The following is a 14,662-nucleotide window of genomic DNA, read 5'->3' as shown; positions in this document are numbered from 1 at the left end:
TTCGGAAGCAGAAACTGCCTCTGTCACCAAAATCAACATTGCAGCCGCAGAACCGTCGTCAGATGCCTTTTCCGGAATACAGTTCATAAATACAAAGGTAGAATCAAATTTTTAACGCAACACCGATAATCTAATGAATAAGGTGTTAATAAATGAATCATTATACAAGAATTAATTTGAAAGAAAGGGAAGTAATTGCTGAGATGCGATTTAAAGAGGAAAGTATTAGAAGTATAGCTAAGATACTGAATCGAAGTCCTTCAAGCATTTCCAGAGAATTATCTAAAGGTTATTCAAGAAATTCTTTCATTAATTATTCAGTATCAAATGCTCAAATCATTTCACAGAAGAATGAAAGTTCCAGAAATTCTGGTAAAATAAAAGTTAGCAAAAACAATCCAAATATACGTGGCGTTATAAAATCTAAATTAGAACTTAAATGGTCACCAGAGCAAATAGAGATGTCTTTAAAAGAAAATCTGCCAAGCGGAATTACAGAATCAGTTTCCCATCAAACTATTTATACTTATATCTATCTTTTACCGAGAGGCGAACTAAAAAAGGAATTGCAAAGCTATCTACGCCGAAAGATGAAACCCTACAAAAAGTCGAAAAATACTGATAATAGAGGTAAAATACCAGACATGATAAGCATTGAAGAACGACCAAAATCAGTATACGTGGCGTCAATTCCAGGACATTGGGAAGGTGATTTGATAATTGGAAAGAATCACAAAAGTGCAATTGGTACAATTGTAGAGAGAACTACTAGAAATGTTATACTGGTTCCTTTAACAAGCACAGATGCTGAGACCGTCAGAAAAAGTTTTGCCAAGGAACTAAAAAAAATGCCAACAGAGCTTAGACTTTCGATAACTTATGATCAAGGTAAAGAAATGAGTAACCATAAGCTATTTACAAAAGATACTCAAATGAAAGTATATTTTTGTCATCCGGGAAGTCCTTGGGAAAGGGGGACTTGTGAAAATACGAATATGCTAATAAGAGATTTCTTTCCTAAAAAAACTGACTTTAATGATATATCAAGAAAAGAACTGAAAAGAGTCCAAAAGCTTTTAAATGAGCGTCCAAGAAAAACGCTTGGCTGGAAAACTCCCGCGGAAAAAATAAAGGAAGTGTTGCGTTAAACTTTAGAATCTATCACTTAAAACAATGGTAATAGGAATTCTATTCCTGTTTGGAACAACGGCTTGGGCACACGACGGTAAAGCGACATTGGTAATGGAAGAGATGGTAAAGTTTCATGACGCATTAGTAAAAGAAACTTCTGGAAAGCTTGATACTAAAAAACTTACAGAACTTCTTACTAAAGGCGCTGATGATAAAAAAGACACTGAAACTTTTAAAAAAGCAATTCCTCTTACCGAAAAATTAGGAAAGGCAGAAACTCTGAAAGATAAATTAAGCGCCTACTCTTTGTTAGTCAATGAACTATCATCAGTTGTAGGTCATCATGATAAATCTAAAGCAAATTTATTCTACTGCCCAATGGAAAAAAAGAAATGGATTGCTAAAGGGGATACGATCGTAAACCCCTATTTAAAAGATATGCGGGATTGTGGAGAAAAGCAATAATGGCTGCCGGCATGATTCTAGGACACAAATACTTGATGTCCCATGATAAGCATGAAATGAAAACAGAAGAATCTAAAACTGTTCCTAATAAGAAAGATGAAAGTAAAGATGCCCCGATTAAAACAGATGAAGGAAATAAAAATCACTCGGAAGATCATAAACACACTCACTAGGAATAAGACAAACAAAACCAATAAGCCGTCCCTGTTTGTGGGCTGGCTTATTGGTAGTATCCCAACATTTAAAAAGATATGAGCAACGGAGAAATGCAGTTTGCCTGCAAAATAAAATATGAAAAAATTAATTGAATTTCACTTATTTGAGTTGAAGCAGAATCTAACAGTATCAAAATTTTTTACTATTGCAATTTTAATAGTTTTTATTTTCAGCATTCATTTTTTATCTCTTAATGGTAATAATGAACTTTGGACAGCGATCTCTATGAGATTCTATTATATTCCCATTCTATACGCTGTAATATTTTTCGGATTTATCACGAGTACAGGTGTAAGTATAATTGCAGCAATAGCGCATCTATTTACAATGTTCTCTTCGGAGCATCATGTCCACACAGTAATGTTGGAACATTTAGTTGAAACTCCTTTTCTTGTAATATTAGGAGTAACCGCTGGATTTTTAAGAGATTTTCTTTTATTTAACCACATAGGAACTTCCTAAGAGTTTTTCTATAACCAAATCCCTATATCCAGAAATGGTTCCCGTTATGCGGGACAGATTGCCTATTATGGGAATCCAATAGGCTTAAAGGCGACTATATTTTTATAATCCTTAAAAGTCTCTGCTTCTATAAAAATATCATCTGTAAGGTTCTCATAAAGGTGATCTTTGGAGTGGTGATTGTATTCCCCTTCTAAGTGTAGCTCTGAGGAAGTAAGTGAGGGAATGTAAGCACCTTCGCTTGTAGTCTTTGAGGAATTAGGTGAATGTTTACCCTTTGAGGATAATTTGGGTGATCCTTTTTTTGGTCTATGGGTAGATTCTTTGGTGTGTAATTGCTTCGAGGATACATTTGTAGAGGCTGAAGTTCGTCGGGAAAGGTTTGGAGAAGGGGAGACGTTGGGAGAGCTTAATTTGGGGTCACAGGTGTTAGTTTTTGTGGAAAAATCTGTTGATTTGTGCGGATTAGTATGGAGAGATATGGATTTTTTGAGCAAGTTTAGTGACTTTCTGTAAGATTGGCTGTAGAGGGAAGAATAAGAGAAATTTTGCATAATGTTAGGTCCTGCTAATGTAGGTTAGATACTTCACATTCGTGGGAAAAAGATATGAAAAAATGTCAGATTAGAGCAGATAAGGCTTTTTCCCTTGAAGAATAGTTTATATTGAGATAAAAACTGGAACTCCTTTAGAATAAAAGAGTCTTGAAATGTATGAATTAAAAATGAAGTAGAAAAGTGTTAGCTAAAACGCAATCAGGCTAGACTAAAACGCTGATCTTAAAAAAAGCATCGGTAAAAAAATACCACCACTGGCAATAAATATTCTCAAATCCACCGTTTAGCTTTTTTGCAGAAGTCAAGATACTGAGTGCCATGCTGTCTAAATAAAAATTCTTCTTCTAGGCGAACTTGTATTTGTAAAACAACAAAACTAACTAGCAAGACTCCAAAAAGTAAAGTATTAGGCAGGATCAGAAATAATCCTAATATAGAAACTAAAATTCCGAAAAAAATAGGGTTACGTGAGAACTTAAAAATACCTATTTCTATTAGTTCAGTTTTGTTTACTTCATCAATACCTATTCGCCAAGATTGTTTCATTTGATATTGAGCAATTATTGTCCAGAATACGGAAAAATGGAGTAAAACTAATCCTATAATTTTTAAGTAGGAATGCTCTAAATAGGAAATAGGTACAAGATAAATAATAAAATCTGTAAAAAATGCGTTTGTAAATACTGTAAAAACGATTAAACCAATCAGGAATTTCATTGTTTTTCCTGAATAATCGTGAGCAGTTTCTTTGTTAGAAAAAACAAATGGGTTGATACCTGTTTGTTTCCATACCCTATAACTTGGCAGGAAAAAAACTAATCCAAAATAAACTAAAAAATAACCTAATAAATAAAACTTCATAAGTTTAGCAGTTGATAAGTTCGCAACTTTCAGTTTCAGTTTCAGTTTCGATTTCAATGGTTGAATGTTGGATTTGCAAACTTTTTAACATATCCTTAATAACGTTTTTACTGTTTGTATTTCTGCATTCTCATTTGTAATAAAATGAACACTAAGAATATTATATTCATCATCCATTGTCCAAATAGAGAATCGTTTATCGACATAGGTAAAATATTTAGTTCGTTTCCAGGCGGATATTTTTTGAAAATACCAAGCCAATCCTAACGACAGGCTATCTCCTAAGTCATGCAAAGCATCTGACATTATAGCCACAGAGTTTGTAAAATAACCACCGACAAATTCTAAAATAGAAAAACCCAAGTTAAATCCAAAAGCAAAAGATATATTTTCTCTACTGCGATTTTTAGTGTGAGAATGGTTGTGTCCCATACGCTATAAGTTATTAAAGTTGTTATGAATTAATTTTTTCCAACGAAATTGTCGCCAATGATAAAATACAAGGGCAAATAGCCAAATAAAAGGAGTAAGTCTGTCTGCTTCTATCTCTACTCTGTCTTCATACTGACAAGAATCATCCGTAATTTTCTGAATAGTAATAGCATGATACCAAAGGCTAATAAGTTGCCTATACCCATTATCTATCAAAAATTTTAGATCATCTGAGTTGCTCTCAGGCTTTTCAATTACGATAGAATGTGAGCCAAATGGTAAAACCCCAAATACTTTTAAGTTAGTTTTATAAGTACCTATTTCCCAATGTTTAGGAAAAAAAGTAGGTAAAATGGGAGTAAAACTAAGAATAGGCTTAGCAATGAATACCAGCGTTTGCGGTAAAAGTACGTTTTGCCAAGCTGTTTTTATATTAGTCCTCAATATCGTTTTGATACAAATTTGCATTTAAATAATTGTTTTTAGACTAAAAATACATTATCGAAAAGCTCATTAAAATGGAAAGCATAATTGCATATATTTTATCACTACCCCTTAGGACTCTGGTGCAGGTTTTTCCTATATCCGATCTCAAATTAGCCTGACTAAATAAAAACGGACATCTTCGTTGCATTTAAAAATGGGAATGGTGCCTATGAGCAGACGTAGAAAATACTCTAACTAGATTTTAGAACAATGCCATTCGAACAAATAAATCCAATATCAATCAAATCTGAAAAAGATAATAAATTTTCGTAAGGCGTCCTTGCTTTAACAATAAAAAATAAATTATATCCACCGATCAAATTTTATAAAACTTTACTTAAACTTGCGTTAAACTTCCATTGCATCGGAATATGTTATATTTATTTAATCTGTAAATTTGCTTTTATAAAAATTTTAGCAACTTCATTGGTAAGAGGTAACGGGGTCAAAATTCCTAGATTGGCACCGCCTGTATTTCCAATTGGTGTTCTTCCTAATAGTGAGCCTATTCCTGCAACCAAAAGTCGAATCACCTGACCAATAATTTCTTTACGGTCTTTCTTGCAAATTCCAATTTTCAACATCCACCAATGATTAATAGTATGAGGTATAGCATTTCGTTGCCCTAAAATATGGGCTATCTCTAAATGCGAAAAGGCTTCGTCCCAATTTTGGGTTAGATATAATTCTTTTGCAATTTTCATCTCTTTATTAAATGCTTCTCTAAGAATCGGATTCATTGTAGGTCTCTTAAATTGGGTTCGTTATGCTTTTATAATTCAGAAAGTCGTTAAATACCTTAATTGTTCAATCAAAAATTTACTTTACAATTTTTTGTCAGAAAGAAGATGTAGGTATGGGTTCCGTAAGTGCGAAAATATTAGTGGTTTTTTCTTTAATTTCCGCTAGTGTTTTGGCATCAAATTGCAATTTGCTGTGTGAGCTAAATGATCTTGATAAGATTGCAACATCATTGCAATTGGGCATAGAGCCATGCCATAATTCACAAGAAAAAGGTGAGTCGGCAGGCTGTGAATGGGATTCTGGCTCTCTAGATTTATCGAATAAAGATAAATTCACAAAACTGTCTGTTTTCTTTTCATTGCTTCAATATTTGATCTTCTTTCTTGATCAGAAAATTGATTTTAAAAAGGATTTAACTTCTTTAGCTTACTTCAAAATATTTCTCCAAATCCCATCTGATACAATTCAAAGTATCAACTCAGTCCGTATCATCATTTAACCTTCGTTTTTAGAGTGAATACTTTAATAACGAGGAGGTTAGTTGTATGTACTCATATATTGTATGGTGGAATCGTCTTTTCCAGAAAGCTATAACATTACTAATAGCATTGATATTTCTATTCGCTCATTCTTTTGTTTATGGAGAATCGAGTCGTAAAGATTTAGGTTTGAATGAAATTATAAATTTAGCAGAGAAAAATTCACCTTTGCTTATGTCTATGAATTCCGATTTGGAATCATTGTATTATCGCAAGAAGCAGGAAGGGATGACTCAGAATCCTTCCGTTACTATCGACTACGGACAGAGAAAAGCTGCAAACGAGTCTGGAGCTGAATATTCTTTCCAATTTGAACAACCAATTTACTATCCTGGAAGAAAAGAACTCAAACAGTTGCTTGTTGATAACGAGGCAAAAATTAAAGAAGTCCAATACAAGGAAGCAAACAATTCAATCCGTTTGAATTCGGTCAAGTTTGCGTATCGTTATTTCATTGCGGATAAGAAAAGAAATCACGTTAAGGAAAGAATCAAAAGACTTTCCAAGATGGAGACTTATATAAAGTCAAACCCTTTCATAACTCCTCAGGCGAGAACAGATTTATTCATTATAGAAAGACGGTTACTTGGTCTAAGAAAACACTTTAATGATTTGGAACTGGATGCTTTTAAAAATTATGAATCAATGAATTTCTTTTTACGGATTGAATCGGTTCCGATTCTTTCCCTTCCTCTCTTTAACGACGGGGTCAAGTTTGATAAGGTGGAACTTCTCAAGAAATCAATGAACCAGAATCCGATGATTCTTGCAGCAAAAGGTGAAATAGAGAAAGCGAAAACCGAACTTAGAATGGCAAATTTGGAAAAGTATCCTGATTATGCGGTAGTTAGTCAGCTAGGTGAAGACCGTTCGGGTGTTTCCAATCGTTTCTTTGATCTTGGATTGAAGTTTAGAGTTCCCGTTTGGGATCAATACCAGAACAAAGTTGGTTCTGCTGAGACGAATTTGGAAGCTAAATCAAACAAACTAACTTATCAGGAAAATCTTATAAGTATGACCTTTAATCAGGCTTTCTTGGATTATGAACAAGCAAAGGTAAATATTAAATTACTTAACTTATCAAAGTTAAATGAAGTAGAGAAAGATTTGAATTTTGCTGATGTAGAGTTTACCAAAGCACGGATTCAGCTCATTAGCTTCTTGGAGCTGGAAAACCAACTCCACGAAACACAATATGCGATTTTAGACGCTCAACTAACACACATAGAGGCTTTTCTGAATCTTCTCTATATAGCCAATGAACAAGAAATTATAGGAGTATTAAAGAATGTTAGCCAGACTTTTGAATACAATTTTGAATAATTCAATTTTATATATAGGTATCATCCTATTTCTTTTTATTTTTGCATTTTTCAATTTAAAACAAATTTCCATAGATGCGGTTCCTGATATAACGAATGTTCAGGTGATCGTTACGACCAATACTGGTTCACTTGATCCTGAGCAGGTGGAAAAGATTGTTACCTTTCCGCTTGAGACCGAATTATTGGGATTACCAAATTTAATTGATGTTCGTTCCGTTTCAAAGTTCGGTCTTTCTAATATATCTTTGATTTTTAAAGAAGGTACTGATATTTACCAAGCTCGTGCAATGGCATCTGAAAGAATATCTAGTGCAAAAGATAAATTGCCGAAGGGACTCTCTCCCGAAATTACTCCGAATGCTACTGGACTTGGAGAGATTTTCTTCTATTCTGTGGAAGCAAAGCCTGGTTCCTCGTTAGATAAACTTACGGATAAAGACCGATTGTTATTTCTTCGTACAATTCAGGATTATACGGTTCGTCCTCAATTAAAAGCCTTAGTTCCTGGCATAGTCGAGGTTGATTCTAACGGAGGTTATGAGAAAGAGATACATATTGATCTCATTCCTTCACAAATGAATCAAAGAGGAATCACAATTGATCAATTGATTGCAACAATATCTACGTTAGGTGAAAATTTCGGAGGAGGGATGATCGAAGAAAAAGGAAAAATCGCCATTGTAAGAACTTACGGTTTGAAAAAAAATCTAATGGAAATCTCCAAGATTCCAATCAGAAGGACATCCTTTGGTGAATCCATACAAATTTCTGATATCGCCAAAGTAAATGAGCACGGAAGGTTCCGATTGGGAGGTGCCTCGTCGGGAGGAAAGGAAATAGTCCTTGGAACAGCACTGATGTTACGAGGAGAAAATAGCTATAAAGTAAATGAAGAATTGAATTTGGCAATTTCCAAACTATCTCTTCCTGAAGATGTAATTGTCAGAGTCCTTTTAGAACGATCTTTTTTGATCAACTCCACAATTCATACGGTATTAAAAAATCTAACGGAAGGTGCGATACTTGTCATTGTTACACTTTTCTTCATTCTTTGGAATTGGAGAGCTTCTTTGATTGTCGCATCCATAATTCCTGGATCGATGCTGCTTGCATCTCTTTGTATGAATTACTTTGGAATTTCCGCAAACCTAATGAGCTTGGGAGCAATTGACTTCGGTTTGCTCGTTGATGCATCTATCGTCATTACTGAAAGTGTTTTGGCAAGGTTTGAAAGAGAAGTTTATACAAACAAAGAAGAAAAAAGAAAGATCATTTTAAAATCTTCCATAGAAGTTTTAAAGCCAGTGTCTTTCGGAGTGATTGTGATAATATTGGTATATCTCCCTATTTTAAGTATGGATGGGATACCTGGTAAAATGTTTCGACCGATGGCAGAGACAGTTATTTTGGCTTTAATATTTAGTCTTTTCCTCGCAATATTTTTCCTTCCTCCACTTTTATATTTTTTTATCACACCGAATCATAATGCTAATGAATCAACAAAGCAAAGTAAAGTGATTGAATTATACCGAAGCTTTCTGCCGAAGATATTGGAAAGACCGAAAACTCTTATTATCAGCTCCGTTGTTTTCTTTTTGCTTACTGGAGTAGTTTATTTCCACCTTGGTACCGTTTTTTTGCCTAAACTCACTGAAGGTGATCTAATGCTAGTTATCGTTAGGGAAGGTAACATTGGTTTAGAAGAGAGTATCCTTGAGCAACGGGATGTGGAAGAGATGCTCACAGAACTTCCTGAAATAGAAAGCGTATTCTCAAGGATTGGAACTAGTTCTGTAGCGAATGATCCTATGGGTCCGTTCAATGCGGACACTTTTATAATATTAAAAAAGGATTCCCTTCCTGAATTATTAAAAACTGAAAATTGGGAAAGGTTTTTGGATAAAATTCATTCGACCGTCCAAGAAAAATATCCTAACTCCGAGCTTACACTCAGCCAACCTTTAGAAGCACGCTTCAATGAATTGCTGGAAGGCAGTAGAGCAGATATTAGTGTGAGGATTTTGGGTAAGGATTTGAATACCTTGTTCCAATTGCAAGAGTCCTTAAAAAATACTTTAGAAAAAATAGAGGGAGCAGAAGAGGTTGAACTCGATCCGATTATGGCTCTTCGAAAAGCACAGGTGATAGATTTGGTTCCTGATTTGGCGAAACTGAACTATTACAATATCCCACTAACATCTTTTAATACTACAGTAGAAGCAGCTATGAGTGGCTTTGAAGTAGGTAGTTATTATGAAGAGGAAGTCAGGTTTCCAATAAAGATGTGGCTTTCCGAAGAGTTTCGGAATAAGGAATCGGAAATTGCGAATATCAACATAGGAACGGAAGACAGAGGGATGATTCCGATACGGCTTATGTCATCCATAGATAGAAATGAAAAAGTAATGACGATCTCCAGAAATCGCTCCAGACGTTTTGTTGCAGTCTCAGTCAATCTACGAGGAAGGGATTTGGAAGGATTTTATGAGGAAGCAAAAGAGAAAGTTATAGCTTTGAAGATTCCAGAAGGGTATTCCGTTTTTTGGGGTGGGCAAATAGAGAATTTAACGAGAGCTAAAGAGAAATTATCTGTGATTATACCCTCTACGCTTTTTATGATTTTTGTTGTATTGTATATCGGACTGCAATCGTTTCGTCAGGCATTACTTGTATTCTTTTGCGTCCCTTTTGCTTTAACGGGTGGTATTTGGTTGCTCTTTATTAGAGGGATGGATTTGAGTGTATCAGCTTTTGTAGGCTTTATCGCTTTGTCGGGCATTGCTGTATTAAACGGTCTTGTTAAATTGGATACCATACAACGAATTCGTGATGAGAAAAAAATATCCGTTAAAGAAGCGACAATGGAAGGAGCCACCAGTAGGATTAGACCTGTTATTGTGACTGCTCTTGTTGCTTCATTCGGATTTTTACCTATGGCATTTGGATCAGGACTCGGTTCCGAAGTTCAAAAACCTTTAGCTACCGTTGTCATCGGAGGAATTATTTCATCTACGATTTTAACTCTGATCATTCTGCCAGTATTCTATTATTGGTTGGAGAAAGAATGATGGGAATGCTGAGACAATACTAAAACAGAGATTCAATTGTGATTTTATTAAAAGAGAGTTTACCAAAATGAAGAATTTATCTGACACAAAAAAAAAGAAAGAACAAACCTGCTGTTCTGATGTAAACGGACTTGCGAACAATAAACCTTCTCAAGGGGAGAAGGATGTATTACACACTTATGAAAATTCGAATTATCGAATATTTATACCTGCGATCGCATCTCTTGTCCTTTTGGGTGTGGGGACAATATTTGATGCCTTGTATTCTACATGGTTTTTTGGTTGGTTTAGGCTTGTATGGTATATACTCGCCTATATTCCAGTAGGTTTCCCCGTTTTGAAAGTAGCGTTAGAGTCACTTTTAAAGGGAGATATTTTTACGGAATTTTTATTGATGGGCATTGCAACGATGGGAGCATTTTATCTAACAGAATATCCCGAAGGTGTTGCAGTCATGCTGTTTTATGCTGTAGGAGAGATATTTCAAACACTCGCAGTTAGAAAAGCAAAATTGAATATCAAACTACTTTTAGATCAGAGACCAGATAATGTAAACATCGTTGTAGGCTCCGATATTATAGAAAAAAAAGCCTTTGAAGTTTCCATAGGAGAAATAATCCAATTAAAATCTGGCGAAAAATTAGCCTTGGATGGAGTTCTTATTTCCGATGTTGCGAGCTTTAATACTTCCGCTTTGACAGGAGAAAGTAAACCAGATACAAAAAGAGAAGGTGAGACCGTCCTTGCAGGAATGATCAATATTGATAGCTTAGCAAATATAAAAGTTACTACCGATTACAAAGACAGTAAACTTTCAAAAATCTTGCAACTTATGGATGAGGCTGTAAGTAAAAAAGCTCCTACAGAAAAATTTATTCGAAAATTTGCAAAAATCTACACTCCCGTCGTTGTACTTTTAGCTACCGCCATCTGCATGATACCATACTTTTTAGTAGAAGAATTTATTTTTAATCAATGGTTTTATAGGGCATTAGTATTTTTAGTTATTTCTTGTCCATGTGCTCTGGTCATATCCATTCCGTTAGGTTATTTTGGTGGAATTGGTGCTGCATCTAGAAACGGAATCTTGATCAAAGGATCAAATTATTTAGATGCAATGGCTTCTATTCAAAATGTGGTTATGGATAAAACGGGAACTTTAACTGAAGGAATATTTGAAGTTCAAGAAGTGAATATCAAACCTGGTTTTGAAAGAGAAAAGATTCTAGATTATGTTAATGCTATAGAAAGTAAATCCACTCACCCTATAGCGACTGCGATTCATAATTTTATGGGTAAGATCAATGATGATTTGATATTAAAGGATGTGAAAGAAATTGCTGGCTATGGTATGTGTGCCACTATTGATGTGAACAAAGAAATTTTAGTTGGTAATTTTAAATTATTGGAAAAACACAAAATCAGCTATGATGTGGATACTTCAGCTTTTGTTTGTACTGTAATTGCCATTGCTATCGAACAAAAGTTTGTCGGATATATTACTATTTCTGATAGAATTAAAGAAGATGCTGAAACTACAATTCAAGAATTGCATAAGATGAATGTAAAAACAACATTGTTAAGCGGTGATAAACTTTCCGTTGTCCGTTATGTCGCAAGTAAAATTGGGGTGAATGAATTCTATGGAGAATTATTACCAGAAGATAAAGTGGAAAAAATTAAACTGATTAAGACTCGTAAAGAATCGGTAGCTTTTGTGGGTGATGGTATTAATGATGCTCCAGTAGTAGCATTGAGCGATGTGGGGGTTGCCATGGGTGGACTCGGTAGTGATGCTACAATTGAGATTTCTGATATTGTAATTCAAGATGATCAACCGAAAAGAATTCCTATGGTAATCAGGATTGGACGAGCTACAAAGAATATCGTATGGCAGAATATCTGTTTGGCATTCCTTATTAAAATCATAGTTCTTGCTTTAGGTGCTGGCGGATTGGCTACGATGTGGGAAGCTGTTTTTGCGGATGTGGGAGTAGCACTCTTGGCTATTCTAAATTCAGTGCGAATGCAGATAAAGAAATTCTGAACTAATATCTCTTAACTTATTTTATCTGATTATGAAGAGAGAAGAAGTATCTCAATCAATGCACCGAATCGATCAATTCTTCTTGCCACTCCCGACATGATTACTACAAGTGAAGTTGTCATCGAATATTTTATGATTAAATAAATAATCGAATCATGTAAGTTCTAATTTCTCGAAGTGGTCTAGACTACACAAGATAGGCATATTTCGGATTGTGGTTAAATTCAACTAAAAGTGGGTTGTCGGGAGAAAGAATGAAAATTACTTGTAGACTATAAAAATATACTATATGTAGAAATAGTTTGCAATTAAAAAGTGCCATGCTTTGCGATTACCTAATTATTAATTCTTTCCATTCAGCGATAGAACAAATCAGTTTTGAGAAAAATTCCAGGAACTAAATAATAAGCCTGAATTTATCTTTTTAGTGGTTCAGATTAAATCAAACCTTTAAGAACAATAATATTCTAAAATTTATAAAGTAACAAGTTGAAAGTTTTAATATGATATATAATTAGATAATGATTGAATTTTGGTAGAATATAGAATAACTTAGTATTTCATACTTTCTGTTTTATCTTCTAAAGATTGAAGTATATCTGTAGATATCATAGAAAGCTTTGTTTTTTTACTGAACATTTTACTCAGCCATTCCAATCCTTTGGGCGTAACATAGATGACTGGTATCAGCCTATGGAAATCCTCGTTATTAAAACAATGGACTACGAAATATTTTTGATTAATAAAATATTGATAGGGTTCATTGAACTGACCTTTCTTCATCAAAATTTTCTTATCTCTTAACAGAGCTATAAATTCATTTCTTCCTTTCCCAATATCCAGAATCTTGGCGGTAGCTGATAGAGAAAAATTGCCATGGTACTCATCGTAATAATTCGAAATTATATCAAGGAGGGTAGGTTGAGCAATTCTAGTCTCTAATTCTTGAATTTACCACATAGGAACTTCCTAAGAGTTTTTCTATAACCAAATCCCTATATCCAGAAAGGTATGAGGAGGTCAGATAGGTAACAAAAGAGACAACTCACATGGGTAACACCTACATTGTGTATCGGAGGACAATCCGATGCCTTGGAAGGAAACCAAAGTGATAGAAGAAAGAATCAAGTTCATAGCAGCTGTTAAAAGTGGTCAGTGGTGTTTTGCCGATCTTTGCCGAGACTTTAATATATCGAGAAAGACTGGCTATAAATATCTAAAGAATTATGAGTCGGAAGGTATCGACGGACTCAAAGATAAATCTAGAAAAAGAATCACTCAGTCCAATGAAACTCCTGAGAAAATCGTTCACCTAATTGTATCTTTACGTGAAGACCATCCATCTTGGGGTCCCAAAAAACTCCGTCCCATACTCAAAGCAAAGTTTCATCGCATGAAACAGATTCCAAGTGAAACTACAATTGGAAACATTCTTCGCAAAAAAGGCCTAGTCAAACCTAAGAAAAAAAGACCAAGAGTTCCACAGTCTCTATTTCCTTTTTCCAATGTAGTCGCTCCCAATGATGTATGGTGTGTTGATTTTAAAGGCCATTTTACAGTAGGAAATGGCAATCGCTGCGATCCACTAACAATTACAGATGCATATAGTCGCTACCTTCTAGCATGTGAAATCCTGAATAAAACGAATGCAGAGCAAACAAAAGCGGTATTTGAAAGGGTTTTTAAAGAATATGGACTACCACAGGCAATCAAATCAGATAATGGATCACCTTTTGCAAGTAAGGCCATTGGCGGCTTAACTAGTCTTTCTATATGGTGGTTGAAATAGGGATCCGACCGGAACGCATTGAACCAGGGAAACCATCTCAGAACGGTCGTCATGAGAGAATGCACAGAACACTCAAAGAAGAAACTGCATTACCTCCAAGATCTAGTTTGGATGCACAACAGACCGCCTTTGATTCATTCCGTGAAGAATTTAATAAGGTAAGACCACATGAAGCTTTGGGTTTTCTGACACCTGCAAAAGTTTATAAATCTTCGAAAAGGACATTCCCAAAAAAGATTCTAGAGGTAGCTTATCCCACACATATTGTTACCGATAAAGTCCATGAAAGTGGTTTTGCGCAGTACGGGCCCCATCGAGTGTTCTTTGGGAATCCTTTCATTGGAGAGGTAGTTGGCTTTGAAGAGATATCTGATCGGCATTGTCGTCTTTACTTTGCGGATGCAATTCTTGGAATTTTGGATTTGTATACGAGTAAAGTGTTGAAATACCAGAGGCTATTGTATAGAATTGACTAGTAAAAGTGTAACCCATGTGAGTGATCTAAAGTGTTACCGATGTGCCTTTTCATACAGAAATGGT

The 14,662-nt window shown here is 34.9% G+C and carries 13 protein-coding genes and 1 pseudogene; 9 read left to right on the top strand and 5 right to left on the bottom strand.

Annotation, left to right across the window (positions count from 1 at the left end; genetic code table 11):
- The first annotated feature begins 152 nt into the window (after positions 1 to 152).
- The 4 genes from LEP1GSC199_RS03645 (at position 153) to LEP1GSC199_RS03635 (ending at position 2,274) form a co-directional block, all read left to right on the top strand.
- Positions 153 to 1,148, top strand: a complete 996-nt coding sequence (locus LEP1GSC199_RS03645) for an IS30 family transposase (RefSeq protein ID WP_002977382.1) — start codon at positions 153 to 155, stop codon at positions 1,146 to 1,148.
- Positions 1,149 to 1,173: 25 nt separating this feature from the next.
- On the top strand, positions 1,174 to 1,596 hold the full coding sequence (locus LEP1GSC199_RS03640) for an LIC13259/LIC11441 family protein (RefSeq protein WP_039925967.1): 423 nt from the start codon (positions 1,174 to 1,176) through the stop codon (positions 1,594 to 1,596).
- A complete protein-coding gene (locus tag LEP1GSC199_RS21220; RefSeq protein ID WP_157356593.1) occupies positions 1,596 to 1,769 on the top strand; it encodes a hypothetical protein in 174 nt (57 codons plus the stop codon). Before LEP1GSC199_RS03640 ends, LEP1GSC199_RS21220 begins: the two co-directional genes overlap by 1 nt.
- Positions 1,770 to 1,887: 118 nt before the next feature.
- Positions 1,888 to 2,274 carry a hypothetical protein gene (locus LEP1GSC199_RS03635; protein WP_039925964.1) on the top strand — a complete coding sequence of 129 codons (387 nt, stop codon included), beginning with the start codon at positions 1,888 to 1,890 and terminating at the stop codon, positions 2,272 to 2,274.
- Positions 2,275 to 3,101: 827 nt separating this feature from the next.
- Here the strand turns inward: LEP1GSC199_RS03635 and LEP1GSC199_RS03625 are convergent.
- The 4 genes from LEP1GSC199_RS03625 to LEP1GSC199_RS03610 all read right to left on the bottom strand — a co-directional run bounded on the left by LEP1GSC199_RS03625 (position 3,102) and on the right by LEP1GSC199_RS03610 (position 5,350).
- Entirely contained in the window at positions 3,102 to 3,692 is a 591-nt protein-coding gene (locus LEP1GSC199_RS03625; protein WP_039925972.1) for a methyltransferase family protein, read from the bottom strand.
- Positions 3,693 to 3,776: 84 nt separating this feature from the next.
- Positions 3,777 to 4,124, bottom strand: coding sequence for a cation efflux transmembrane domain-containing protein (locus tag LEP1GSC199_RS03620; protein WP_002977379.1), 348 nt, complete (start codon positions 4,122 to 4,124; stop codon positions 3,777 to 3,779).
- A gap of 3 nt (positions 4,125 to 4,127) precedes the next feature.
- On the bottom strand, positions 4,128 to 4,592 hold the full coding sequence (locus LEP1GSC199_RS03615; protein WP_039925961.1) for a hypothetical protein: 465 nt from the start codon (positions 4,590 to 4,592) through the stop codon (positions 4,128 to 4,130).
- Between the two features lie 398 nt (positions 4,593 to 4,990).
- Complete coding sequence (locus tag LEP1GSC199_RS03610) at positions 4,991 to 5,350, bottom strand: DUF3703 domain-containing protein (RefSeq protein WP_002977381.1); 360 nt, start codon at positions 5,348 to 5,350, stop codon at positions 4,991 to 4,993.
- Between the two features lie 116 nt (positions 5,351 to 5,466).
- Here LEP1GSC199_RS03610 and LEP1GSC199_RS03605 point away from each other — a divergent pair, with 116 nt between their 5' ends.
- The 4 genes from LEP1GSC199_RS03605 to LEP1GSC199_RS03590 all read left to right on the top strand — a co-directional run bounded on the left by LEP1GSC199_RS03605 (position 5,467) and on the right by LEP1GSC199_RS03590 (position 12,333).
- Positions 5,467 to 5,853, top strand: a complete 387-nt coding sequence (locus tag LEP1GSC199_RS03605) for a hypothetical protein (RefSeq protein WP_039925959.1) — start codon at positions 5,467 to 5,469, stop codon at positions 5,851 to 5,853.
- A gap of 46 nt (positions 5,854 to 5,899) precedes the next feature.
- A complete protein-coding gene (locus tag LEP1GSC199_RS03600; protein ID WP_002977388.1) occupies positions 5,900 to 7,216 on the top strand; it encodes a TolC family protein in 1,317 nt (438 codons plus the stop codon).
- Entirely contained in the window at positions 7,182 to 10,286 is a 3,105-nt protein-coding gene (locus LEP1GSC199_RS03595) for an efflux RND transporter permease subunit (RefSeq protein ID WP_002977366.1), read from the top strand. The genes LEP1GSC199_RS03600 and LEP1GSC199_RS03595 overlap by 35 nt, the downstream gene beginning before the upstream one ends.
- Before the next feature lie 67 nt (positions 10,287 to 10,353).
- Positions 10,354 to 12,333: a heavy metal translocating P-type ATPase gene (locus LEP1GSC199_RS03590; RefSeq protein ID WP_002977369.1), complete on the top strand. Its 1,980-nt coding sequence runs from the start codon at positions 10,354 to 10,356 to the stop codon at positions 12,331 to 12,333.
- A 552-nt stretch (positions 12,334 to 12,885) separates the two neighbouring features.
- Here LEP1GSC199_RS03590 and LEP1GSC199_RS22255 read toward each other — a convergent pair.
- Positions 12,886 to 13,236, bottom strand: coding sequence for a phage antirepressor KilAC domain-containing protein (locus LEP1GSC199_RS22255; RefSeq protein WP_415857901.1), 351 nt, complete (start codon positions 13,234 to 13,236; stop codon positions 12,886 to 12,888).
- 184 nt (positions 13,237 to 13,420) lie between these two features.
- On the opposite strand from LEP1GSC199_RS22255, the pseudogene LEP1GSC199_RS22250 reads away from it, so the two are divergent.
- A pseudogene (locus tag LEP1GSC199_RS22250) lies at positions 13,421 to 14,598 on the top strand (integrase core domain-containing protein).
- Positions 14,599 to 14,662: the final 64 nt, after the last annotated feature.

It is taken from the genome of Leptospira vanthielii serovar Holland str. Waz Holland = ATCC 700522, from assembly GCF_000332455.1.
Taxonomy (GTDB): domain Bacteria; phylum Spirochaetota; class Leptospiria; order Leptospirales; family Leptospiraceae; genus Leptospira_A; species Leptospira_A vanthielii.
The sequence above is the reverse complement of the archived record's forward strand: the minus strand, read 5'-3'. Positions and strand labels throughout refer to the sequence as shown.

Coding starts and splice junctions, on each gene's coding strand:
- LEP1GSC199_RS03595 (WP_002977366.1), top strand. CDS start 7,182: ATGTTAGCCAGACTTTTGAATACAATTTTGAATAATTCAATTTTATAT.
- LEP1GSC199_RS21220 (WP_157356593.1), top strand. CDS start 1,596: ATGGCTGCCGGCATGATTCTAGGACACAAATACTTGATGTCCCATGAT.
- LEP1GSC199_RS03620 (WP_002977379.1), bottom strand. CDS start 4,124: ATGGGACACAACCATTCTCACACTAAAAATCGCAGTAGAGAAAATATA.
- LEP1GSC199_RS03605 (WP_039925959.1), top strand. CDS start 5,467: ATGGGTTCCGTAAGTGCGAAAATATTAGTGGTTTTTTCTTTAATTTCC.
- LEP1GSC199_RS03645 (WP_002977382.1), top strand. CDS start 153: ATGAATCATTATACAAGAATTAATTTGAAAGAAAGGGAAGTAATTGCT.
- LEP1GSC199_RS03610 (WP_002977381.1), bottom strand. CDS start 5,350: ATGAATCCGATTCTTAGAGAAGCATTTAATAAAGAGATGAAAATTGCA.
- LEP1GSC199_RS03635 (WP_039925964.1), top strand. CDS start 1,888: ATGAAAAAATTAATTGAATTTCACTTATTTGAGTTGAAGCAGAATCTA.
- LEP1GSC199_RS03590 (WP_002977369.1), top strand. CDS start 10,354: ATGAAGAATTTATCTGACACAAAAAAAAAGAAAGAACAAACCTGCTGT.
- LEP1GSC199_RS03600 (WP_002977388.1), top strand. CDS start 5,900: ATGTACTCATATATTGTATGGTGGAATCGTCTTTTCCAGAAAGCTATA.
- LEP1GSC199_RS03640 (WP_039925967.1), top strand. CDS start 1,174: ATGGTAATAGGAATTCTATTCCTGTTTGGAACAACGGCTTGGGCACAC.
- LEP1GSC199_RS03625 (WP_039925972.1), bottom strand. CDS start 3,692: ATGAAGTTTTATTTATTAGGTTATTTTTTAGTTTATTTTGGATTAGTT.
- LEP1GSC199_RS03615 (WP_039925961.1), bottom strand. CDS start 4,592: ATGCAAATTTGTATCAAAACGATATTGAGGACTAATATAAAAACAGCT.